This is a genomic window from Streptomyces lasiicapitis, assembly GCF_014646335.1.
GTDB classification, from domain to species: Bacteria; Actinomycetota; Actinomycetes; order Streptomycetales; family Streptomycetaceae; genus Streptomyces; species Streptomyces lasiicapitis.
Genome location: NZ_BMNG01000028.1, coordinates 51,665 through 74,260, shown reverse-complemented (window position 1 = coordinate 74,260; position 22,596 = coordinate 51,665). Strand labels below are relative to the sequence as shown.

At 68.3% G+C, this 22,596-nt stretch carries 16 protein-coding genes and 3 pseudogenes; 9 read left to right on the top strand and 10 right to left on the bottom strand.

Annotated elements, in window-relative coordinates; translation table 11 throughout:
* The first annotated feature begins 78 nt into the window (after nt 1-78).
* Genes IEY91_RS40145 through IEY91_RS40135 form a run of 3 tightly spaced genes read left to right on the top strand, consistent with a single transcriptional unit; the run spans nt 79 to nt 1,423 of the window.
* A complete protein-coding gene (locus tag IEY91_RS40145) occupies nt 79-489 on the top strand; it encodes a RacP protein (protein WP_189177726.1) in 411 nt (136 codons plus the stop codon).
* A gap of 40 nt (nt 490-529) precedes the next feature.
* On the top strand, nt 530-742 hold the full coding sequence (locus tag IEY91_RS40140; protein WP_189177725.1) for a transposase: 213 nt from the start codon (nt 530-532) through the stop codon (nt 740-742).
* A gap of 6 nt (nt 743-748) precedes the next feature.
* Nucleotides 749-1,423, top strand: a complete 675-nt coding sequence (locus IEY91_RS40135; RefSeq protein WP_268240958.1) for an IS5 family transposase — start codon at nt 749-751, stop codon at nt 1,421-1,423.
* Between the two features lie 68 nt (nt 1,424-1,491).
* On the opposite strand, the gene IEY91_RS40130 is transcribed toward IEY91_RS40135, so the two are convergent.
* Together IEY91_RS40130 and IEY91_RS40125 are read right to left on the bottom strand one after the other, a co-directional pair.
* On the bottom strand, nt 1,492-2,655 hold the full coding sequence (locus IEY91_RS40130; RefSeq protein ID WP_189177724.1) for an MMPL family transporter: 1,164 nt from the start codon (nt 2,653-2,655) through the stop codon (nt 1,492-1,494).
* A 287-nt stretch (nt 2,656-2,942) separates the two neighbouring features.
* Nucleotides 2,943-4,193 (bottom strand): FAD-dependent oxidoreductase, encoded by a 1,251-nt coding sequence (locus IEY91_RS40125; RefSeq protein ID WP_189177723.1) that lies wholly within the window; start codon nt 4,191-4,193, stop codon nt 2,943-2,945.
* Between the two features lie 74 nt (nt 4,194-4,267).
* Here IEY91_RS40125 and IEY91_RS40120 point away from each other — a divergent pair, with 74 nt between their 5' ends.
* Entirely contained in the window at nt 4,268-4,828 is a 561-nt protein-coding gene (locus IEY91_RS40120; RefSeq protein ID WP_189177734.1) for a TetR/AcrR family transcriptional regulator C-terminal domain-containing protein, read from the top strand.
* 289 nt (nt 4,829-5,117) lie between these two features.
* Here the strand turns inward: IEY91_RS40120 and IEY91_RS40115 are convergent, their stop codons facing one another.
* The gene (locus IEY91_RS40115; protein WP_189177722.1) at nt 5,118-8,105 is read right to left on the bottom strand and encodes an NACHT domain-containing protein; all 2,988 of its coding nucleotides are present in this window, start codon (nt 8,103-8,105) and stop codon (nt 5,118-5,120) included.
* 154 nt (nt 8,106-8,259) lie between these two features.
* On the opposite strand from IEY91_RS40115, the pseudogene IEY91_RS42255 reads away from it, so the two are divergent.
* Nucleotides 8,260-8,505 (top strand): annotated as a pseudogene (locus IEY91_RS42255) (hypothetical protein); the annotation flags it as partial.
* Nucleotides 8,506-8,582: 77 nt separating this feature from the next.
* On the opposite strand, the gene IEY91_RS40110 reads toward IEY91_RS42255, so the two are convergent.
* The 4 genes from IEY91_RS40110 to IEY91_RS40095 form a co-directional block, all read right to left on the bottom strand.
* Nucleotides 8,583-9,299: a TSUP family transporter gene (locus IEY91_RS40110; protein ID WP_189177721.1), complete on the bottom strand. Its 717-nt coding sequence runs from the start codon at nt 9,297-9,299 to the stop codon at nt 8,583-8,585.
* Nucleotides 9,300-9,499: 200 nt separating this feature from the next.
* Nucleotides 9,500-11,935: a WD40/YVTN/BNR-like repeat-containing protein gene (locus tag IEY91_RS40105; RefSeq protein WP_189177720.1), complete on the bottom strand. Its 2,436-nt coding sequence runs from the start codon at nt 11,933-11,935 to the stop codon at nt 9,500-9,502.
* A gap of 43 nt (nt 11,936-11,978) precedes the next feature.
* On the bottom strand, nt 11,979-12,617 hold the full coding sequence (locus IEY91_RS40100) for a hypothetical protein (protein ID WP_189177719.1): 639 nt from the start codon (nt 12,615-12,617) through the stop codon (nt 11,979-11,981).
* A gap of 268 nt (nt 12,618-12,885) precedes the next feature.
* Nucleotides 12,886-13,974, bottom strand: a complete 1,089-nt coding sequence (locus tag IEY91_RS40095; protein ID WP_189177718.1) for a T6SS phospholipase effector Tle1-like catalytic domain-containing protein — start codon at nt 13,972-13,974, stop codon at nt 12,886-12,888.
* A 90-nt stretch (nt 13,975-14,064) separates the two neighbouring features.
* On the opposite strand from IEY91_RS40095, the gene IEY91_RS40090 reads away from it, so the two are divergent.
* Genes IEY91_RS40090 through IEY91_RS40080 form a run of 3 tightly spaced genes read left to right on the top strand, consistent with a single transcriptional unit; the run spans nt 14,065 to nt 17,572 of the window.
* Nucleotides 14,065-15,243 (top strand): caspase family protein, encoded by a 1,179-nt coding sequence (locus IEY91_RS40090; RefSeq protein WP_189177717.1) that lies wholly within the window; start codon nt 14,065-14,067, stop codon nt 15,241-15,243.
* On the top strand, nt 15,240-16,532 hold the full coding sequence (locus tag IEY91_RS40085) for a hypothetical protein (RefSeq protein WP_189177716.1): 1,293 nt from the start codon (nt 15,240-15,242) through the stop codon (nt 16,530-16,532). The genes IEY91_RS40090 and IEY91_RS40085 overlap by 4 nt, the downstream gene beginning before the upstream one ends.
* Nucleotides 16,532-17,572 carry a ComEC/Rec2 family competence protein gene (locus IEY91_RS40080; RefSeq protein ID WP_189177715.1) on the top strand — a complete coding sequence of 347 codons (1,041 nt, stop codon included), beginning with the start codon at nt 16,532-16,534 and terminating at the stop codon, nt 17,570-17,572. Before IEY91_RS40085 ends, IEY91_RS40080 begins: the two co-directional genes overlap by 1 nt.
* A gap of 706 nt (nt 17,573-18,278) precedes the next feature.
* Here IEY91_RS40080 and IEY91_RS40075 read toward each other — a convergent pair.
* Together IEY91_RS40075 and IEY91_RS40070 are read right to left on the bottom strand one after the other, a co-directional pair.
* Nucleotides 18,279-18,896 (bottom strand): annotated as a pseudogene (locus IEY91_RS40075) (phosphotransferase family protein); the annotation flags it as partial.
* A 387-nt stretch (nt 18,897-19,283) separates the two neighbouring features.
* Complete coding sequence (locus IEY91_RS40070; RefSeq protein WP_229697707.1) at nt 19,284-20,363, bottom strand: type III polyketide synthase; 1,080 nt, start codon at nt 20,361-20,363, stop codon at nt 19,284-19,286.
* A gap of 251 nt (nt 20,364-20,614) precedes the next feature.
* Between IEY91_RS40070 and IEY91_RS40065 the strand changes: the two genes are divergently transcribed.
* The gene (locus IEY91_RS40065) at nt 20,615-21,145 is read left to right on the top strand and encodes a hypothetical protein (protein ID WP_164327323.1); all 531 of its coding nucleotides are present in this window, start codon (nt 20,615-20,617) and stop codon (nt 21,143-21,145) included.
* 151 nt (nt 21,146-21,296) lie between these two features.
* Here the strand turns inward: IEY91_RS40065 and IEY91_RS40060 are convergent.
* A pseudogene (locus IEY91_RS40060) lies at nt 21,297-22,504 on the bottom strand (IS701 family transposase).
* Nucleotides 22,505-22,596: the final 92 nt, after the last annotated feature.

The following is a 22,596-nucleotide window of genomic DNA, read 5'->3' as shown; positions in this document are numbered from 1 at the left end:
CCACTCGAACACTCCGGTGATCCCGACCCGGCCTCCCCGGAGCGCTTAAGAAGGAATTAGGGCTCGGGTGAGTAGGCGATGGGGCGGGGTGTCCCCGCTCACGTCCACGCCGAAGCGATCCTGAGCGCCCTGCTGGAGGCCCGTCCCGCCGGCCTGACCATCGCCCAGCTGATGTCCGCCACCGAACGCACCTGCGCCCAGGTCCACACAGGGCTGCGGCATCTGCGCAAGGTCGCGGCCGCGAAGGGCCTGCCGCCCGTGACCTGGGACAGACGATGGGGATACCGCATGCTGGACGACGCGCCGGAGGTGTGCATCGGCTACGAACGGGCGTTCTTCGAGACCGTCCACCACCGGGTGGAGAACTTCATCGCCGGGACCCTCCTCCCGCACCAGAAGAAGACCCCGAACGACCCCTACATCCGCACGGTCATGGCGCAGATGGGTGCGATCGAGTCCACCCTCCAACTGCTGGCCAGCCTGGAGTGAACCGAAGCACGAGAGGCAACGGGCCGCGACCGCCCCGCAGTTGGCCCCCATCCACCGGTCGCGGCCCGGCACCGTCATGCCGCTGCCCCGCTACCGCTACCCCTCCGACACCAGCGACCTCGAATGGGCCCTGCTCAAGGCACTCCTCCCGACTCCCGCCTGCCAGACCCCCAAAGGCGGGGCCCCGGAGAAATGGCCCCGGCGCCGCGTGGTCGACGCCATCCGCTACATCACCGATAACGGTGCGAAGTAGAGGGCGCTGCCCGCAGATTTCGGCATCCCGTGGCGCACCGTGTTCGGCTACTTCGCCCGCTGGGCAAAGGCCGGCGCACTCAAGCGGATCCTCGACCAGCTCCGCCGACGGCTGCGGCTGCGCCGCCGACGCTGTCCCTGGCCGGTCCGGGTGATCGTGGACTCCCAGTCCGTCAAAGGCGCGGAAACCGTGTCGAACGCGACACGCGGATACGACGCGAACAAGCACATCAACGGGCGGAAGCGACATCTCCTAGTTGACCAGGACGGCCTGCTCGTCGACCTGCTCGTCACCCCCGCCGACGTCCAGGACCGCGACGCAGCCCGCATCCTGCTCACCCGCCTCCACACCGAACACCCCGAAATCGTCCTGGTCTGGGCAGACAACGGCTACGGAGGCGAGGAGTTCAGCACCTGGGCCCAGGACACACTGGGCATCACTATCAAAGTCGTCCCCCGCCCCAAGGACACCAAGGGCTTCGTCCTGCTGCCCAAGAGGTGGGTGGTGGAACGAAGCAACTCGTGGACGATGCGGGCCCGGCGCAACGCGAGAGACTACGAACGCCTGACGGCCCACGCCGAAGCCCACATCCAGTGGGCGTTCATCACCCTCATGTCCCGCCGCCTGGCCCGCCCCCGCCGCCAGACCAAGGCGTTGCCAGCCACCCTCGCAGCCGCCTGAAGACCAGCACGCTGCCGCTTGCCGTTCGGAACGGCGACCATCGACGCCCAACCGAACGGCAAGCGGGATCACCACCATCCTTCACACCTCCGTGACCTGCGAAAAGAGGATGTAACACAGCTTCTCAGCAGCAGTGATGCCACCGGTCGGCGGATGACGAAGCGGGCCCACCGGCTGCCCGCGGCCTCCTTGGCCTTCGCCGCGGCGGCCGGCTGCCGTGCTGCGCGGTGTGCGCGGGGCAGGACGGCCTTGGGGAAGAAGCCCAGCAGCGCGGGCAGCAGCGTCAGCGCGACCAGCACGCCGATCACGACGGTCCCGGCGGCGGCCAGCCCCATTTCGGTCAGCATGGGCACACCGGCCACCGACAGTCCGGCCAGAGCGATCACGACCGTGGCTCCGGCGAAGACGACGGCGGATCCCGCCGTGCCCACCGCCCTGCCGACGGCCTCTTCAGCCGGGCGTCCTTCGGCTCGTTCCGCCCGGTAGCGCGAGACGATGAACAGGGCATAGTCGATGCCCACGGCCAGCCCCAGCATGAGTGCCAGGGTGATCGTCGTGGTGGGCAGGCCGAGGGCCATGATCGCGCAGATACCTGCGCCGAGCCCGACAAGAGCGGTGACCAGCGGCAGACCGGCGGCGACCAGCGCACGGAAGGTGATGAGCAGCACCAGCGCCGCGACGCCGATGCCGATCAGCTCGGTGACACCACCGAACTCGGGGCCCGCGTCCACGGCCGACCCGCCGACCTCCACGGTCATGCCCGCATCCCGGCCGTCCTCGACGGCGTCCATGAGGGCCTTCTTCGTGCCTTCGGTCAGCTTCTCACTCGGCACGTCGTAGGTGATGCTCGAGTACGCGGTGCTGCCGTTCTTGCTGACAGCGTCGTCCTTGAAGGGGCTCAGGGCCTCTTTCACCTGAGAACCGCCGGCGACTTCGTCGACGACCCTCTCCACCGCGGCCTTCGTGTCGCCGGCGGTCACCTTCTGCCCGTCAGGGGCCGCGAAGACGATCCGCGCGTCGGCGCCCTCGGAGTTTCCGCCGGGGAAGCGCTCATCGAGCAGGTCGAACGCCTTCTGCGACTCGGTGCCCGGCACCGTGAAACCTTTGTCCTCGGCTTCCGGCGCATTCACCGCGGCGAAGGCGCACGCTCCCAGGAGCACCACCCACAGCAGAGCGAAGTAGCGGCGCCTGCGGAAGGACAGTCGACCGAGTCGGTAGAGCAACGAGGCCATGACGAGGTGCTCCAGTCAGGAGGGGAGGAATGTGCAGCGGCAAGGGCTGTTCTCCGGCCGTGTGTGGGCACGAACACCCGGGCCGGAGCCGTCGCTCCATCGTTCGCGACCGGGGGCGTCATCGTCGTCCCGCACCTGCTGACACCGCGGCGTACTGAAACGGCAGTACGAGCGTCGCGGGAGCTGCGCCTCGCGGATGACCCGGGATACGGGCGCGCCGGAGCTCGCCGTGCTGACCCGCGCCCGGATGATGCCGTCCGGCTGTACGAGGCCCCCCAGGGCGGCACCTAGGCGGCCTTGAGTTCCGGGTACTCCGGCAGCTGCCGATCGCCGCCCCGGTCCTCCTTCGAGAACCGCGCGGCGAGATCGGGGATGTGCAGCAGGCAGGCCAGTGCCGTGACGGAGTGGAAGGCGTCGATGGCCAGTCGGCTCTTGGGCATGCCCAGACGCAGGAGGCGCGGTTTCACCTCGGCCTGGATCTCGTCGACGAACGGCCGCAGCGTGGTGTCGTAGGCCGCCAGAGCCGTGGACAGGTCGTGCGCATGCCGGTTGATCTCGCCGGCCAGGACGTACGCGCCGACCAGACCGCCGGAGACTCCCATGCCGCTGTAGGGGGAGGCGCAGTGTGCGGCATCCCCGGCCAGGACCACCCGCCCCTTCGACCAGATGCCGGTGCGTACCTGCGCGACCTCCTGGGAGTAGAAGCTCTGCGTGGTCCGCATGCCGTCGAGGAACCGCTCGGTCTGCCAACCCGCGTCACGGAACCTGTCGGTCCAGAACCGCTTCTGACGCTCGACCGGCTCCCGGTGGACGGCTGAGGCTTCCGTGGACTCCTCCCGCAGCACGAAATAGACCTGCGTCTCGGCCGGGTTGTGGCTCCTGCGCATGATCATCCGGCCGCCGGGGGCGTGGTAGGTGTCCCGGATGTTGCTGTCCGACGCGATGCGCGGAACGAACCAGTAAGCCATATGGATGCCCACCCGCCAGTACGGCTCGGGGGAACCGGCCGGCAGGATGGCCCGACGGATGCGTGACCCTTGCCCGTCCGCGCCGACGAGAAGGTCGAACTCGCCGGACGTGCCGTCGGAGAAGTGGGCGACGACGCGCTTCTCGTCCTGCTCGAAGCGCTCCACGCTGACGCCGAAGACGTAGTCCACGTCTTCCTGCGTCGCGTCATGGAGGATGCGCACCAGGTCTCCGCGCATGATTTCGTACTCGGACGTCAGGGTCTGCCGGCCCCGCCCGGAGGTGTTGACCATGATCGTCGCCCGCGCCTTGCCCTTCGCGTTCACGAAGGCGACCCCTGCCTCGTCCACGCGCTTGCTCCTGACGGTGTCGAGGAGCCCCATGCGCTTGACGGCTTCGATGCCCTGACCGCGCAGATCGACCTGGGCGCCCGTGGCCCGCAGGGCCGGGAAGCGCTCGACGACTGTCACCTTATGGCCGCCCTTGGCCAGCCAGTACGCCAGTGCCTGGCCGGTGACTCCGCCGCCGCAGATGAGGACCTTCAGGGAGCCGGCTTCTGTTGCATGCGCCATGATCCGCACTCTCTCTATCGGTGATAGGCACCTTTACAGCGTTGCCTATCACCGATAGATTGTCAAAGGTGAAGATGAACCGCGAGACCGTCGTCGCCGCAGCGCTGGACCTGCTCGACGAGGTCGGCCTGGACGCTGTCAGCACCCGGCAGCTGGCCAAGCGACTGGGCGTCGAGCAGCCGTCGCTCTACTACCACTTTCGGAACAAGAACGAGCTGCTCAGCGCCATGGCGGAGGCCGCCATGGCACCCCATGCGACGGCGCCGCTACCGCAGCCCGCCGATCACTGGCGGGACTGGCTCCTTGAGAACACGCGCAGCTTCCGCAGGACCCTGCTGATGCGCCGCGACGGCGCGCGGCTCCACGCCGGAAGCATGCCGGGCGGGGCAGACCTCGACCGGATCACCCGCAAGATGGACTTCCTGCTCGCCTCCGGGCTGCCGGAGCGGGAGGCCCAGATGGCAATGCTCGCCGCCGGCCGCTACACGGTCGGATGCGTCCTGGAGGAGCAGGCGGATGCCGACCTCGGCGTCGGCACGGAACACCCGGTCGTCCCGACGATCGACCAGGAGTCGGCGTTCGAGGCGGGACTGGCCCTCATCCTGGACGGCCTGGCGCAGCACGTCGAGGCGTGACGACCGGCTCCACGGCTGGCCCGCGCCTTGGCGCCTTCGGCCGGCACCGCCACCACGTCCCTGTACGCCTCGCGCAACACGGTGGTGACCGGCCCGGGCGCGGGCAGCGCGGTGGGGCGGTCGTCCAAGGCCTCGACGGGCTGGAATCGTACGGATTCGCGGACGTGCCGCCATGATCCGGCACGACCGCGCCGCGCGCACAGGGTTTCCCGGGCCCTTCACACCTGCAGTCTGGTGGAAGGATCGGCCGCAGTGTGCGCGGTGCGTTCTTTCCCGACGGCCGCCCGGATCAGGGGCGCTGGTCGCGGAACGATGTGAGGAGACCGCCCGTGCGGCGGCCCTCCACGGTGACCGACACTCGCCCCGGGTCGAGCCCGTCGAGGCCGATGACCTTCGTCGTGTTCCGGACGCGGACGGTGACGGAGTCGATGCCCCGCACCCGGGACAGGTCGAGAGGCGCCCGACGCGGCCTGCGGTGCAGATTCAGGTGCAGCCGGACAAGGCTGGGGAAGAGGGCGGCGAAGTCAGGCAACCTTGCTGTGTCCGCCACCCCCTTGAGCCGCAGAGACGTGATCGAGGGCAGCGCGACCTCCGGGAGGGCGACGCGGTCGGCGAAGCTGAGGCTCAGCGTGGTCAGCAGCGGAACGGCCTGGAGCGCGGAGAGGTCCAGGCCGACCGGCACGCAGTCGAGCACGAGTCCCCGGATACCGCTGTCGGCGAGCGGTAACAGGGACAGCGTGGACGTCGGATTGCGTACGTGCAGGCGCCGCAGCCCGGTCAGACCGCTGAGGGCGGGAAGCTCCGATGTGCGGTGGTCGGCCGTGCCCAGCGCGAGGGACACCGTGGAGTCCCGGTCGAGGACGGCGGAGAGCTCGTGGATCAGCGACGGCCTGGGGAGCGACAGGTTCGACGCCTCGGGGAGCTGGCGCAGACACGCCACCTGCTCCGCGTTCGTCACCGGGATCTCGATGTCGTCGCAGCGGCAGTCTGCCAGGATGGACTCGGTGAACTCGACCGTGTCGAACCGCGGCCACGCGTTGACCACCTCCTGCCGGACACCGCGCTGGGGCGCGTCCTTGTACGCCCGCATCCGCTGCAGGGCAGCCGGCCCTCCGATCAGCCCTATCGTGCGTACGCTCGCGACGGCTTGCTCCTCCGTCATGTCGGCCGGCCCCGATAGCACGTCGAGGACCACCGCACCCGCCTGCGCCAGGTTCTCCGCCTCCTCACGGGTGGCCGGAGGGATGAGGGAGGCGGCACGGCTGATCACCTCCGCCCTGACCGCCGGGTCGAGCGTCGTGGCGTTCTCCAGGCTCGCCGCGGCCAGGAGGTGATAGCGGCGCCGCTGGGAGGGACGCTGGTCGCCGATGGCCACCAGTTTGCGGAGCAGTTCGGCGCGCTCGCGTTCGCGGGCGTGGCCGACGGCCATGCGGATGACGTCCTCCCACTGGTCGTCGCCGGCGTTCTTGGCGAGCAGATCCAGGTCCGAAGCCTCGACGGCCGCCTTCGCGCCAAGGTAGTCCTGAAACGTCCGGTGGATGAAGTCGACTGTGTCCGGCGTGGGTTCCCGTAACAGCCCGCTGCGCAGCAACAGATGACGGAACACTTGGTGCGCGCCGTCCAGCGCGACGACGTGCGGCATGGAGGGCAGCCGTTCCCGGATGATGCGCACGGCCAGTGCCTGGGTAGCCTCGGAGCGCCCGTTGCGGATGAGCCAGTACGCGAGCCGCTGGAGGAGCTGGACCTGCTGCTCCTCGGTCAGCTGCAAGCCCTCCGGCGCGATGACCTCCCGCTCCTTGTCGCGGCGGACCAGGAGCATCCGCAACGCGGCCGCGTACAGGTCCATGCGCCCCTCGGGCAGCTGCGAGTGCCGGTCGCGGTGCAATGCGCAGATCACTGAGCACATCAGGGGATTGGTGGCGAGCTGGTACAGGTCGGGCTTGCGGCGCAGGGTGACGTGCAGGGCGGCCCGGTACTGCTCCACCTCGGTGCGCTCCTCGGCGTCCCCGAGGGTCGACAAGGCCGCGTCGTGCCAGCGGTTGATGAACTTGTCAATGTCACGCTGATTGAGGGGCAGCAGGTCGAACTCGACGAACCCGAGATCCGCCGCCCAGCCGATCGGGACCGCGGAGGGGCGCGTGGTCACGAGGAAGAACGTGCGCGGGTAGAGCTCGGTCAGTTCCGTGAGCCACCGCTTGGTCAGCAGCCTCTTCGACTCCGAGATCTCGTCGACGCCGTCGACGAGGACCATGCCGCGCCCGCTGTGCAGGACCCGGTCGGCCCAGCCCTTCGGTTGCGCGCCGTCCAACATGCTGCCGGCCATGGCGAGGAACTTGTGAGCGGTGGGAAGCGTGGACTCCTGCACCAGGCTGCGGAGCGGAAGGAAGAACGGGACGCGGCCGCGGAGGAAGGCGAGCTCGTCGTCGAAGTCGTTCTGCGCGGCGCTGACGGCGAGCCACTGGGCCAGTGTCGTCTTGCCCGAACCGGCAGGGCCCCGCAGCACCACACAGTACTTCCCGGTCAGAGCCCCTTCGACCCGGAGCCGGTGAGTGGCCGAGACGCCTCCGTCGCGGCTCTGCGCCGAGAGTTCCAAGCTCAAATAGGCCGTGTCGAGCGGCCATCGCGCCTGCCCGGGAGCACTGAAGTCGAGCCCGAAGACGGCAAGCTTGCCGTACTTGAGCCCGAGGTGCTCCAGGTAGCGCTGCTCAAAATCGGCGTCCTGGCTGCGGGGCGGGGGAAGCCGTGCCGTCAGCACCTCCATGCGGCGCATGGTCTCGTCGATCATGCGGGTCTGCGTCATCAGCGTGGCCGGGATGAACGCCGAGCGCTGCGTGAAGAACTGCAGGATGTGCAGGCAGCAGACGTCAAGCAGGGAATGGTAGAGGTTCGTCGCGTCGGCGCTGATGTTCCGCGTCGAGCCGTCCGCCGCGGCCGACAGCTTGCGCGCCAGCTCGACGTGCCCGAGGTGGACCGCCTGGACGTCCTCCATCTCCAGGTCGCCGAGCGAGAGCAGGGTCTTGGTCAGCGCGTCGACCACGGCTATCCGGTCGCCGTCGCGCACCGCCGGCTCGTACGGGTTCGCGGCGAGGGTCCGGCTGATCAGCTTCTCGCTGATCTTGCGCACGTCTCGCTCGTCCAGGGTGCGCTTCTGGCCACGCCAGCTGACCAGTTGGGAGACACGGATCGGCTTGCTGACGAGGTCGGCGCCGCTCTCCTCCCGCACGAACAGCTTCGCCACGAGCGGCTTGATCAGCGCCGAGGCGACCCGCGCCGCCATCCCCAGAGCCGCAGGATCCGCCCTCGACCGCCTCTCGGTGAACCGTCGCGTCGACATCAGGTCAGAGGCGCGGAGGCCCTCTGTCGCCGCAGCACCGAAATCTCCGCAACTGCGGGTCCTGGACGGCCGTACCGAACGGGCCGAACCAGTCCGCATGGTGAGGGAGTCAGGAGTTCCCGGGTCGTCCTTGCGCCAGGTGGTCGAGGACCTCGCCGCCGGGCGCGACAACTGCGAGCACCCTCTCGCCGCCAGCCGCGACGAACTCTCTGCTCTTGGCGGAGCCGATGCGCTACCTCCACGCCCCGCGCGCCGTGGGCGAGCCCCAGTGGGCCGCCATGGAGGAGAGGTACGCGTCCTGCCGCTGTGGAGGCATTACGTGGCCGTCCCGCGGTCCTGGGGTTCTCGGTGATCAGGGGCGACAGAGCCGACGGAATGTCAAAATGGAAGCCCACCTCACGTGATCATCCGCCCAGGTCCTTACAGGCCGGTCAGTAGGCGCCCGGTGTAGCCCGCCATAACGGTCCAGAACAGACCTGTATATCCACGCTCGCCGATTCTGGTGTTGAAGCGCTTACCGAGAAACGTCGCGACGAACATCAGCGGCAGACACACCAAGGCGACGAGATAATCCCCGCCCGTAAGTAGCTCGGCATCCGTCCAGACTGCGGCCTTCGTGGCATCCCCGACGAGTGAGGCCATGGAAAGCGCGCCGACGAGGTGGAGGCGATCCAGGGCCAGCTCGCGGACCGCGAGCCCCTTGAGGGGTCCGGACGTGCCGCTGAATCCGGACGTCGCACCCGCGGCGAACGCCATCACTGGGGATCCGAATCGCCGCCAGCGGGTGAGGTCGAGCGTTTCGACCAGAAACGCGGCAGCGAAGCTCGCGATGACCGCGAGGGTCACAACCCGTTCGGGCGCGGAATCCAGCAACTTGGCTCCCAGGAATGACCCTGCGGCGACCAGGGCGATGACGACGGCCGCCTTGCGGAATGGGAGCGTCTTTCGGTAGGCGAAAACCTTGACCAGGTTGTTGGCAGCAAGAAGAAGCGCCGCCAACGCCACTCCGGACTTGGTACCAAGTACGAGCGCCAGCGTGGGAACAAGAATCAGGCTGCCGCCGAACCCGGCCGAAGCGGACAAGGTGAATGCGGCGGCCACAGCCAAGAAGACAACTGGAAGCAGAAATGGCTCCATCAGTGCTCCTCAGTCGGTCAGACCGTGAAGTCAGCAGCGATGCCCGCCTCTTCCACCATGAGGTAGTGCGCTGGGCTCCGCCACCCGGCTCCTGTGAACGGGTGCGCGAGATCTTCCTCTCCCTGGAGACGCGGTAGTTACTCGTAGTGGACACCTGGTGGATCCAGGGCTTGAGCTCCGCATCGCCATGACCGGACGCTCTACGGGACCGCCGACAGGTCGATCCGGAACATCCCGCGACCGTGAGTCACGCAGATCAGTGTCTCGTCCATCCAGAACAGGTCGTCGACCGAGCAGTTGGCCGGGCCTTCGTTCGTGGGCGACCAGCTCGCGCCGGCGTTCTCGCTGGCGAACAGCCCGACCTCGGTGCCGCAGTAGAGCAGCTTCGTCCGCCTCGGATGCACCGCCACGGCCCGTATCGGGGCGGGCGGCAGCGCGGTGGCGAGGTTGGTCCACTGCGCGCCGCCGTCCGTGGTCACCCACAGGTTGCCGCTCTCGTATCCGCCGAACGCGACGTAGACGGTGTCGGGGTCCGTCGGGTGGACGGTGATGCAGGTACAGAAGCGCCGTGGCGTGAGCGGTTTCGGGCCCGTCACGCCGACCCGTGCCCAAGTGGGCGTCGTCGCGGTGCCGTTGGCGGTACGGAAGACCATGCCGTCCTCGTGGCCCACCCACACCACACCCGAGTCACCGCGCGCCACCGCGATCGCGCTGATCATCGTGCCCGCGTTGGGCTTGATCGCCTTCCAGGTCGGGCCGGTGGTGAAGGTGTTGGGCTGCTTGGCATTGTTCGTCTGCCACAGTGACACCCCGCCCGCGAGGATTCGGTTCTCGTTGTTCGGATCGAGGACGAACGGTGCGATGAAGAGCGCGTTCTCGTTCTTCGCGTCCGTGATGCGGAACGGCACCTGCTTCCAGTCCCAGTCGCCTGTCGCGAAGTTGAAGAACTGGCCGCTGATGTAGCGATCACCCTGTGTGTCCTCGGTGGTGGCGCCATCGGTGTTGCGGTGAATGTTCAAGAAGACGTATTCGCCGTAGAAGACGTCGGGGTCGGTCGGGTCGGAGGCGCACCAGCCGCCGTCACCGCCGAAGAACTCCCGCCAGTCCTCGGTGCCGAGCGCCGGGTCGAAGATGAGCGAACCGTTGTCCTGCGCTCCCCCGATGATCCTCCCGCTGCCGACGTGGCCGGCGCCGCCGTAGAACTGGGTGACACCGTAGTTGTTCACCAGCTCGGTCCAGCCGTTCACGAACGGAGGCTGCGGCTCACTTCCGACATCCGCCAGATCCTCCGCCTTGAACACCCCGCCGTCGTTGCCGAAGAACACCGTTCGGTTGCTGACCCCGTCGTAGGAGGGGTGCGAGACGATGGCGTGCTGGTCGGCGTGGACCGAGCCAGGATCCCACCAGGTGCTGATCTCGGAGAGGTGGTCACCGCCGTCCGTGCTGCGCCACAGGTTGACGCCGCCGACCAGCACCAGGTCCGCGTCGGTCGGGTCCCCGGCCCAGATCGTGTTGTCGTACCAGCCCTGCCTGCCCAGGTAGTCCGCCGGGAGGCCGCCCGGGGTCAGTATCGTCCTGCTCCGGTAGGTCGCGCCGCCGTCCTGCGACCTCCAGATCTGGCCGGTGGTCATCTGAACCGACGCGTAGACGATGTCCGGGTCCATCTCCGCGTAGGCGAGCTCGACCCGCCCGCTCCACTGGCCGTTGACCGCCAGCGCCCAGGTGAGACCGCCGTCCCGGCTGAACCAGGCCGCACCGTCCCGCAGCGCCCCGGCGACCGCCTTGCTGCTGTCCTGCGGATCGAACCTGACGTCGCCGAGAGGGTCGTTCAGGACCCTGGTCCAGGTCGCCCGCGCGGGATCGGCACTGCGGAAGAGGCCGGTGGAGGTGGCCGCGAGGACGACCTTCCCGGACTGCGACACCGCGATCCGGCTCACGAACTGGAAGTCCGGGGTCTGGGTGGCCGCGATCGGATTCCAGCTGACCGCGTCCGTCGTGCTGAAGATGCCGTTGCCCCGGATGGCGTCGAGATTCTGGAACGCCTCACCGGTCCCCACGTACATCGTGGACATGTCGGAGGGGTCCATCGCGATGCAGGCGCAAGCGAGATTCTCCAGGAAGTCGTCGACCGGATCCCACTGGGCTCCGCCGTCCTCGGTGTGCCACACGCCGCCCCCGGCGCTCACGGCCCACATCCGGTCCGGCTGCACCGGGTGGATCACGATGCCGCGCGTACGCCCGCCAATGTTTCCGGGGCCAAGCCACACCCAGTGGGCCGGCCGCACCCCGGCCGTCGGGGCCGGCCCTCCCCCGGTCCTTTGACCATTCGAACCGGTGGGTATGCCCGCGGTCGACGGTGGGGCCTCGCCAGTCAGCAGAGCCTGCCCCTGCTCGTAGGCCGTGCCCAGGGCGTTCGGTTGGACACTGCCGTCGTCGCTCTGCTCCTGCTTGAGGCGGAAGAGCCCACGAGCCGTGGGCAGGTCGGGATAGTCGAGACGGAGAAGTGCCCGCCGAACGGCGGATTCGGGCAGGGCCTCAAGGGTCTCGTTCGTCGTACCGCGGGCCTCACACAGCAACTGCACCTGCTCGACGCTGATGTGCTTCGACTGGGCCAGCTGTTCGTCCGAGATGGACATGATGCGCCCCTGTCTGAGATGAGAACGACGTGTGGGGATGTGGCTAGGGCGGAAGCCTGGGCGCCCGCCTCGTGGTCGCGTGGTCCAGTTCCACCTCCCACTTGACCGCGGCGGTGGGGGGATTCACTGCCCTCAGGACGATGGCGCCGGAGTGGGCGTGAAGGGCGAGTTCCACGCGTATATCGCCGACTTGGCTCTGGTCCAGCACATCGGCGGCCGGCTGTGGTGGGCGAGCCGCCTGTGGTACGCGGGGGGCCACATCCGCGTCGGCGGACTCCGGCAGTTCCGCCGCCGGCAGCACCTCCACCGAAGGGCCCGCCGGATCGACCCGTAGGGCGCCGTGTACCTCGCGCGTCGATTCCTTCAGGACCCGTTCGCTCGGTGCGGCACCACCGCCGTACCAGGTGCGGGCCACCCAGTGGATCGTCACGGCGTCTTCGTCCGTCTGGGTACGCAGGGTGAATGCGCGGGTGTCGTCGAGGGTGCAACGGGCCCATGGCGGCAGGTCGACCGGCTCCGACGTCCAGTGGTCCGCACCGGTCGCTGCGTCGAGCACCACGACCACCAGTGTCGGCGACGGAAGGATCCGCAGAGCCACGACCGACCCGGCGAGCAGGGCGCACGGCCGCAGGCTTGGCCCGTGGCGCCACAGCGGCACGCCGCTTTCGAGGTCCAATGCCATCAGAGCGCCTTCGTGATCGTGTACGACGGCTTGTCGACCACGCGCATCGGCCACGCCGCGCGGGACTCTCGCCATCCGGCCCCCAGGTGCGACATCGCAGGAGTGCGGAATGCGGAATCACGAGTTCGGGGCCCTGCCGCGTGCGGGCCGCCCTACGGAACCGAGCAGAACCGGGGCCCGGCCGTGGGCCGCAACTCCTTACCATCGTCCCTCCGCGCGGGGATGGTTGCAACTCGAACTTCCTTGCCCTCTGCACGGTTTGATCCCGTCAGCCGGCGCCCGGGTGCGGGGACAGCCACTCCTTGTCCGCCCAGCCGACACCGGCCGGGATCCGCTTCCCGTATGCGACATCGGATTCGATGCGCAGCCGTACGCTCTCGTGTACCCGGGCGCCGTCGGGGACGCGGCGGTGCCGGTAGGTGAGCAGGGCCCAGACGCGGCCCATGCGGTGCACAGTGCCGCGCGCATGAGCGGGGCCGAGCGTGACGTGCTTCGCGTACGCCCTGTCCTTGAGCAGCAGGCCGGAGTCGAGGGCACCGTCCACGATCCACTTGAGGGCGACCGTGGACAGCTTCGCCTCGTCTTCTGGCTGCTTCGGGTCGTCGTCCTCGAAGGTGCCGCCCACGTCGGAGTGGACTCCGGCGAACCAGACCTCCTCGATCAGCGGGCCCGGTGCCCCCGGTTCCTCCGGGGGCAGGACGAGGTACTCCTCGTACGGTCGGCGCTTCTCGTCGATGGAGACGGCGTGGCGGACCCGGCCGACGTTGGGGATCCGCCGGGTGTAGAGCCAGCGCAGGTTCCAGCGCAGCAGTCCGGCGGCCTTCACCGAGTCCCACAGCCCCATGAAATGGACAGGGATGCCCGTCCGTTCGTCCACTTTCCGGCTGAACGCGGCGGCGAATTGGTGCAGTTGCTTCCAGTCGTCCTTGCTGAAAGTGCGGTTCTTGGCATAGACGGCGATGGCGTACGGGACGAGGTTCTCCGAGCCGGGACGGAGCAGCCCGACGGACTTGAGCAGCCCCGCCAGGGCGCGGGCGGTGTATGCGCCCCGGCTGAAGCCGAAGAGGTGGATCCGGTCGCCGGGTTCGTAATGGTGCATCAGATACGTATAGGCCTCGGCGAGATTGGCCTTGAGTCCGGAGCCGAAGGCGAGCCCGAAAAGCTTGGAGAGCTTGCGGGCCGGGAGCGACCAGGCACCGGCGGCGGAGAAGGTACCGACGCCGGGGTCGTAGTAGGCGATCTGCGCGGTGGGGTCGCGGAGGTCGAGCATCTCGTAGAGCTTGACGACATTGGTATTGCCGCGCGCCTTGAGCTGATTGCCCGTACCGTCCAGGCACACCACGATGTTCTTACCCATCACGGTCTCCGAGGGACAACTGCCCCCATTTATTTCTATAATAGGAGCAATACCTCCCACCGGCTTGCCGGTGCGTCATGCGGAGGTCCCATGGCCGCTTTCACGGTGCACCTGGACGAGAACGCGGGGCCCGCGTCCACGCACGCGGTCGTCATCGGCGTCGGGGCGTACACGCATCTGAACGGTGGTCCCTCGCCGACGGACCACCCGGGCGCCGTGGGGTTGAGGCAGCTGTCCTCACCGCCTCTCTCGGCTCGCGCGTTCGCCACTTGGATGATCGATCAGTATCACGACGAGGGCAGGCCGCTGGCGTCTCTCGCGCTCCTGCTGAGTGAAGCGGCGCCCACTCCCTTCGTCCACCCGAAGACACAGGTGAACCATGTGGTGGAATCGGCAACCATCGACAACATCGTGGATGCCATCGAGGAGTGGAAGGACCGGGGCGACCACGACGAGGCCCGGCTGGTCTTCTACTTCTGCGGCCACGGCGTCTCACTGGGAACCGACTCCTCCCTCCTGGCGGCGGACATGTTCGCCGACCGGAACAGCCCGCTGAACGGCGCACTGCACTTCGAGGCGCTGGTCCGGGGACTCAACAACTGCAGGGCCGCCCAGCAGGTCTTCTTCGTCGACGCCTGCCGGGAAGGCTCCGACGCACTCGTCAACACGGTGGGCAGGGACACTCTCGGACGGGTCGTCGTCGGCGGGAACCTGCGCCCCGCCGGGTTCGATCCGCGCATGCACGCCGTCCTCTACTCGACCATGCTCCGCGCGACGGCCGTCGGACGTGCCGGTGGCGTCAGTCTGTTCACCGACGCTCTGCTGCGGAGCTTCGACGGCTCGGGGAGCGAGAACACCGAGGACGACGTGTGGCGGGTGACGACCCTCAACCTGCTGCGCTCGACCGTCCGCTTCATGCAGGAACCGTCGTTCGCGGGCACCCTGGTGAACGCTTCGACACCGACAAGCAACGAGTCGTTCGAGTTCGACTTCCACGAGCTGAGGGGCGACCCGGTAGTCCCGGTGTACATCGGCTGCACGGACCCCGAGGACAACGCACGCGCCGAATTCATCTGCAAGGGCAACATTCCGGAACCGCTGCACCGCCCGCCACCCGACCCCGACGGGGAACCCGACCTCCGTGAGTGGGCACCGTTCCTGCCGTTCGGCGAGTACACGGTCGAGGCAGTCCTGGGCCCCGAAGACCAGCGCAGCAAGAGTCTCGACGCCCGCCCGCCGTTCTTCCGCGTCCGATTGGCTCGGCCATGAGCACCGCACTCGCCATCAGGCTCCACCTCTCCCGCTCCCCCACAGGTGAGTCCAACGAAGCGGTGATCGTCGGTGACATCCTCTCGGCCGACCTCAGGGGCGAGAGCCGGCGCAACATCCTGATCCCCTGCGGGATCGATCCCCGCCCCACGGCGTACGCCGTGACGCCCGGCCGCTACCTCGTGTCGGCGACCCTGCCGTCGGGGCTGGTGCTGACGGAAGACGCCGTGGCGGTGGAGGGCGAGGAGACTCCGGTGGACTTCGCCATGACGGATTCGCCGTACGAGACGCACTCCTGGCAGTACCTCATGGGCAACATCGAGTCGGGCAGGGTCTACCACAGCCCCGCCGAGGTCCCGCTCGCCACGTCGGTCGCCTCGCGGTCCATGGTCGCCCCCGCATCCACGCCGCGCGGGGCCGCCCCCCAGACCGATGTGGACCTGACCGGGCTCGCAAGCTGGATCGGCGACGCCTCGCCCGAGAGCTGCACCTTCGCATCGATCCTGGCTCTCGGGGACAACCCGCCGGACGAGCCGGTCGCCCGGCACATCGCCCGCGGCGAACCTCTCGTCCTCCCGGAGCCCGACGTGCGCGGGGAGGCGGTCTCGCCGCTCTACCGCTTCGGCCCGATCGGGCCCGTCGGAGTCGTCGGCGATCCGCCCGGTCATCGGCAGTTCTTGGTCGTGGAGGCCGAGGGATCCGTACGCCTGGTCACCCTCCCCCTGCCCTGGGGCAGCAGCGAGGTCGAGGTCCTGGTCAATCTGCGGCAGAGCCCGACCGGCAGCGCCGTCGCCATCGCCGTCCGCGATCCGGCGATCGGAGCGGGTCTTGCCTACATGTCACAGGGCGCCCTCGACATGGCGGCCCAACTCTTCACCGATGTCGAGGCGATGCTCTACTCCAAGTTCCAGAACCCGCTCGCGGCGGCGGCCGGGGCCTACGTCCTCATCGGCACCGACCACACGAGGGGCGAGACCTACTGGGATCCCTGGCTGGAGCGGCTGGCCGACTCCTTCCCCTGGATCAGCGACGGGGCGATCCTGCGGGCGATACGGGCGCTGCGCCGCGCCTCGCCGGACCTGCGGCGGGCGCGGGACGGGCTGATCGAGGCATGCGACCGCGGCATCCCGTTCTACACGCTCGGGCTCGTCTGGCTCGTCGACGGGCTCTCCGCCTTCCCCGACGACCCCGAGTGCGTACGCCGCCTCGACGAGGTACGCCGCCTGTCGTGGCTGACCGACATGCGCCAGCCGTTCCTGATTCTCGACCTGAGGCAAGGGAGTGCGTGATGATCCGGCTCAGGATGCTGCCCGCGGAGGACGGCGACTGCCTGCTCCTCGAGTACGGCGACGACGATTTCGTCCGAAGGATCCTCTTCGACGGTGGACGGCACGGGACGTACGGACGGATCAAGCCCCTGCTCGCCGAGCTGGACGGCCTGATCGACGTGCTCGTGGTGACCCACGTCGACCAGGACCACATCCTCGGCGTACTGGCGCTGCTCGAAGACCCCGACCGGACGGTCGAGTTCGGCGACGTGTGGTTCAACGGCTTCGACCACCTCCACGACCGCGAGATCTTCGGCGCGGTGGACGGAGAGAAGGTCACCACCGAACTCATCGCCCAGCAGCTCCCCTGGAACAAGGCCTTCGAGGGCCGCAGCATCGAAGTCGGCCATCCCCTGACCTGGTTCGACGACGGATCCACGATGGAAGTGCTCGCCCCGGACCGCCGACTCCTTGAGTCGCTGATTCCCACGTGGAAGACGAAGTGTCAGGAGGCAGGGCTGATCCCGGGCGTGGACCCCGTGGAGAGGGAGGCGGCGCCCGGCATCGAGCACTTCGGCGCGATCGACGTCGACGAGCTGGCCGCCGCACCGTTCAAGCGGGACAGGTCCCCGACGAACCCGACCAGCATCGCCCTGCTGTTCGAGTTCGAGGGCACCCGGATCGTCTTCACCGGCGACGCGGACGACCCGCGCCTGGTGGCCTCGATCCGGCCGCGCGCCGAGGACGAGGGCGGGCGCCTGCGGATCGACGCCCTGAAGGTCGCCCACCACGGCAGCTCCAAGAACGTCTCGAACGAGCTCCTCGGCCTCCTCGACTGCGGGCGCTACCTGATCTCCACCAACGGAAAGATCCACGGCCATCCGGACGACATCGCCATCGCCCGGATCCTCAAGAACGGCGGGGCGAGCAAGGACCTCGTCTTCAACTACCGGGATCGGGCGGCGAACTGGGACCTCGCCGACCTGAAGCAGGAGTTCGACTACCGCGTGCTGGCCCCCGCACCGGCCGACGAGGACGGCTTTGTCACCGTGGAGTTCTGACCGCCGGCCGGGGCGCCGGACTCCCGTGGGCCTTCACTCGCTGGAACTGCCTGCACCGCCCCCGGCCACGCTCAGCACGCAACACATGACCCCAGCTCACACACTCCAACCTCCCCGCTGGAACCGCTCCCCCGACCTCTCAACAAATCCGCAACACAGCAGGCCAGAAACCGCCCGGTGCACTAACCGCCACCGCCTCCAGCGTCAGCGAGCTCGACTAGTAGGACTCCGTTAGGTCTTCCCGTAAGTGCTGTCCGATGGGTCGCGTGACTGGATTCCACGGAACAGCGACCGTTGCTGTCGAACCCCTTCGGAGGGGCTCACGTTGTCCCCGCAGGTGAGGAGGTGGTGCGACGTTTATCCCTCAAGGCTCCTGGAGCCTGATGTCCTGGTGGACTGTTACCTCTCAGGGAGGCGCGCGGGGCTGGGGTGCCGTATTCGCTGCGGCAGCATGACGATCCCATGTATTGGCAGTACCTGCGCGTGGCTGCGTCGCTGGGCTGCGCATGGAGCACGCCCACGTCTGGCGCAGCCCGCCGGATTCGCCGAGTTGTCAGGCCCTGTTGTTTGACAACGTGTGCCGGGCCACGATTGTTGGCACCGGCGCCCTGGTTCAGCGCGGCAGCGAGGCCGGCGCGCATGGGGTTGCAACGGCGACAGTCTCGTCGCTTGGTTCCTGCCGCTTTCACGTGACCTTCGGCGATTTCTACAGGCCGCCCAGTCGCTTGTTCATCGTGTCGAGTGTCGGCCAAGGCGGACCGTCGTGCAGTGCGCGCAGGAATTCTTCCCCGAATCGCCTCGCGTTCGGAAACTGGTCGCCAAGCCCCCAACGCCACGCGGCGACCATCGCGAGGACGAGCTGTCGGCACTCGTCCAGCAGCCCTTGGTCGACGTTCGGGTAGTGCTCGCAGACCGCCTCGGGAACATGGGCGAGATCGAACTCGACGGGGCCGCGACAGCACGTCTCAAGGTCGATGAACAACAGGCCGTTCTTCGTGCTGAGCACATTGCCTGGATGCGGCTCGCCGTGGAGCAGCTGCTCCACGGCGCCGCGGTCGTCGATCGCCCGTCGCAGGCTTGCCAGCCTGCTGCTGAGGAAAACGCGGTCTGCGTCGGCGAGCTCCGGCGAGCGATCCGGGTCGGCGACAACTTCTTCCGCCTCCGTGATCCGGTCCGTGAACCTCGGGCTCGGCACATCGACCTTGCGCATGCCCGTATGCAACTGCTCCAGCGCCTTGGCGTAGTCGACTGGCGAGGTGTGAGGTACCACGGGCTCGTAGTAGGTCCACAGCGTCACTGCGAAGCCATCGCGCGTGTACGGCCGGCAGGTCGAGCGATGCGGCGACCGAAGTCGCAGCCGCGATCGCACGCCTGACGTCGGTCATCTCCACCCTCGAATCTTGGCACAGATGAGCGAGGGCGGTGCCAACCAGCGTGGCCAGGTGCCAACTATCGTGGCTCGGCACACAACGAAGAGAGTCGTTGAGGTGTGGCTGACCTGGGGCGACAAACTTCGTTGGCAAAGGTCACAGCGACACGAAGCGGGCTCGGAGCGGTTCACCCCTGCCGTTCGCGGTTGGCGAGCGGGCATTGATGGGTGCTGCACCCGGCCGATGGTTACAGCGAGGTCATGCGCCAGTTGGCGCCCACCACATCATGATGGCAGGGGCTTGTTGCATGCTCTGGGTGTGCAGTACCGCAGAGGCCGCGTTCACCAGTTGAGAAGTATCAGTTCACTGGTGAAGCCTGGGCCGAGGGCGAGGAGCAGGCCGTGGGACCCCGGGGCCGGTGGGGCCGCCATGGTCTTGTGGAGGACGTCGAGCACGGATGCGGAGGAGATGTTGCCGTGCTCGGCCAGGGAGGCCCGGGTATGGGCGAGTGCGCCGGGTGGCAGACCGAGGCAGCGGTCGAGGACCTGGATGACCTTCGGGCCGCCGGGGTGGCAGATCCAGGCGGTGATGTCCTTCGTGGTCAGGCCATGGCCGGCGAGGAAACCGTCGATCTCGCCGGTCAGGTGCTTCCCGACGAAGTCGGGGACGTCCGGGGAGAGGAACACGACGAAACCGTTGGTACCCACGCGCATGCCCATGAGGTGCTCGGTCTCCGGGTGCAGGCGACTACGGGTGGCCACCAGCGCGGGGCCGGAGGCCTCCTGGGCCCGGTGGGCGCCGAGGACCACGGCGGCGGCCCCGGCATCGCCGAACAGGCTGGTCGCGACGAGGTTGGCGACTGATGTGTCCGCGCACTGGAAATTCAGCGAGCACAGTTCGACGGAGACCAGGACGGCGACCTGGTCCGGACGGCCCCTCAAATAGTCGTACACCCTCGACAGGCCGGCGGCGCCTCCCGCGCAGCCCAGGCCGAGCATCGGCATGCGGGCCACATGACGTGGCAGGCCGACCCCCTGGATGAGTTCGGCGTCGAACGACGGGACGGAGACTCCAGTGGTGGTCGTCGTGACGATGGCCCCGACTTCGTCTGGCCGTACGTTCGCCGCTTCGAGGGCCCGGGTGAGCGCCTCCCGCCCGACCTGACGTGCGGTACGGACCCAGATCTCGTTGTACTCGGTGAAGGTGCGCGGCTGAGGGTACTCGGTCAGGGGCAGGGAAAGGTTGCGGTACTCGATGCCCGTATGCGCGGCGATGGCGGTGAAACGGCGGCGTGAGACCGCATCGGCGGCGAGGAACGCCCCGGCGAACACGGCGGCGATGTCTCGCTGACGGTGCCGGTACGGCGGTGCGGACACCGCGACGGAGGCCACGCGGGGAACTGCCGGGCTCGTGTCGCTCACGGTCCCTCCCTCTGCCGGCCCCTCCTCGCGGGCGTGTCCGCTCGGCACCGGGCAGCCCACGGTGACATGGGCACGTCGCGGTCCGGCAGGGCGTGCAGGCGGGCGTAAGAGGGCGCATGGTGCGGCGCGAAGGCGCGGCGGTGCTTCGGTCCGCCTGGGGAAGAAGGTAGAACCGCAGATGCCGGGGGTAGCCAAGTCGCCGGGCAACCGCGCCGATGGCCGGCGCACGCACGGGCAGCCAAGGAGAACCAATGATCGGTAAGCGTGGCATCGGGATCGCTCTGTTCTCCCTCGCCCTGACCACGGCGAGTGTCGGATGGGCGCCGACAGCACAGGCCCACACCGCTCAGAACTGCACCGGGCAGGAGGACATTACCTACGGATCAGGGCTCGGTCTCTCCTCCGAGACCACGACCGTCACCGTCGACGGCGTCTACCGCTGCACAGATGCTTCAGGCCGCAGCATCACGGCCAAGTACCGCACCAAGGGCACCACCCAGGCCACATGCCTGCTCTTTGCGTCAAACAAAGCAAGGGAAACCCTGCATTACGCGGACGGCAGCAAGGCGGTCATCGCCTACGAATCCGGCACCTCTCTACGGATCTTGGGTCTCAATACCGCCAAACTCCAGGGTGTGGTGGTCAGCGGACGCGGCAAGGGATCGGTTGCCGAGAAGGTCATCCAGACGGTGCCCGCGAGCCTCCCGACCGACTGTGTGCTCGCCGGCGGCATCCGGCGGACCATCGCTTTCACGCACCTGAGCATCCGGCCAAACCCGTGAACAACACACCGCGGACCGCCCGGCGAGTGGCCCCTGGGGCAGGGTTCTTGAGCCGGGCTTGGGGCCCTAGTAGGACTCCGTTAGGCCGGTCTTGATCTGAGTGTTCTGGGTAGTGGCTGTTGGCAGGTGGTGCAGGTGCCGGTCCAGCACCTCAGGGTGTCCTGGAGGGCGTCGAGGATCTGGTAGAGGGTGAGGCTGGGCCCGGGGCTTTTGGGGACAGGCGCTGTTCGGTGAGGAAGGCGTGGGCGGCGCTCACCAGGGTGACGTGGTGGTGCCAGCCGTTCCAGGAACGGCCTTCGAAGTGGTCCAGGCCCAGGCCGTGTTTGAGTTCGCGGTAGTCGTGCTCGATGCGCCAGCGGATCTTGGCAAGGCTCACCAGGCGGCGCAGGCCCGTGTCAGCGGGCAGGTTGGTGAACCAGTAGTTGGTGGGTTGTGGCTGGTGGGGCGGCCATTCGGCGAGGAGGGTTTCGGCCGGCACTGTTCCGTCCCAGGCGGTGCGCCCGCCGGCCCGTTCACGGGCCGCTCTACGAGCGGCGACGCCGGCCGGCCGGACGCGCATGACGATGAAACGTCTGGTCATGTCGCCACGGCTGCCCTGGCGCCAGGTGCACCGCCGCAGCGAGCGCCGTCCCGCGGCCATGACCAGCTCTTTCACGGAGCGGGCCGGTTCGCGGTAGCGGGGCAGGCCCGGCGCTCCCCTGAGCCCGGCCCGCTGCGGTGTGTGGGGCACGGCCGCGGCGCCGTGCGCGCTGATGTCCCCGCGCACGGCAGTCACGTAGTGAAGGCCACGGGCGCGTAACTCGGCCCGCAGCATGTGGTTCTGGCCGTAACCGGCATCCGCTACCACGGGCCGGTCCGCCAGGCCCCACTCAGCCAGCTCGTCCAGAATGTCCAGCGCCAGCCGCCACTTCTCCCGGTGCCTTGCTTCGTCCGGCACCCCGGCGGCTCGGCGCCGCCGGACATCCTGGTCCCACTCCTTAGGCAGGAACAGCCGCCACTGCAACGGAACCGAGGCGGTGTCGCTGACGGCGTGCACACTCACGGCGACCTGGCAGTTCGCTTGCTTGCCCAGCGCTCCGCAGTACTGCGGAGCGACCCCTGGCGACATGCGGCCGTCCTTGGGAAAGGACACATCATCGATCACGAGGGCGTCCGGGTTGACCAGCGGTGTCAGGCGCTCGGCAACACGCCGCCGCACCGGCACCGGATCCCACGTTGACTGGTTCACAAACCGCTGCAGGTTCTGCTCGTTGCCATCCGCCAGCCGAGAAGCCATCGCCTGAGCGGCACCGAGGCGAACACATCGGCCACAAAGAACCCCAACGCCGCCCGCATACGGCTCACTTCATGCGCGTCCACACCACCAACATGCTCTTGATCAGCACTTACGGGAAGACCTAACGGAGTCCTCCTAGTGCTGCGCTCCTCAAAGGCGATACTCGAGCAGCAGA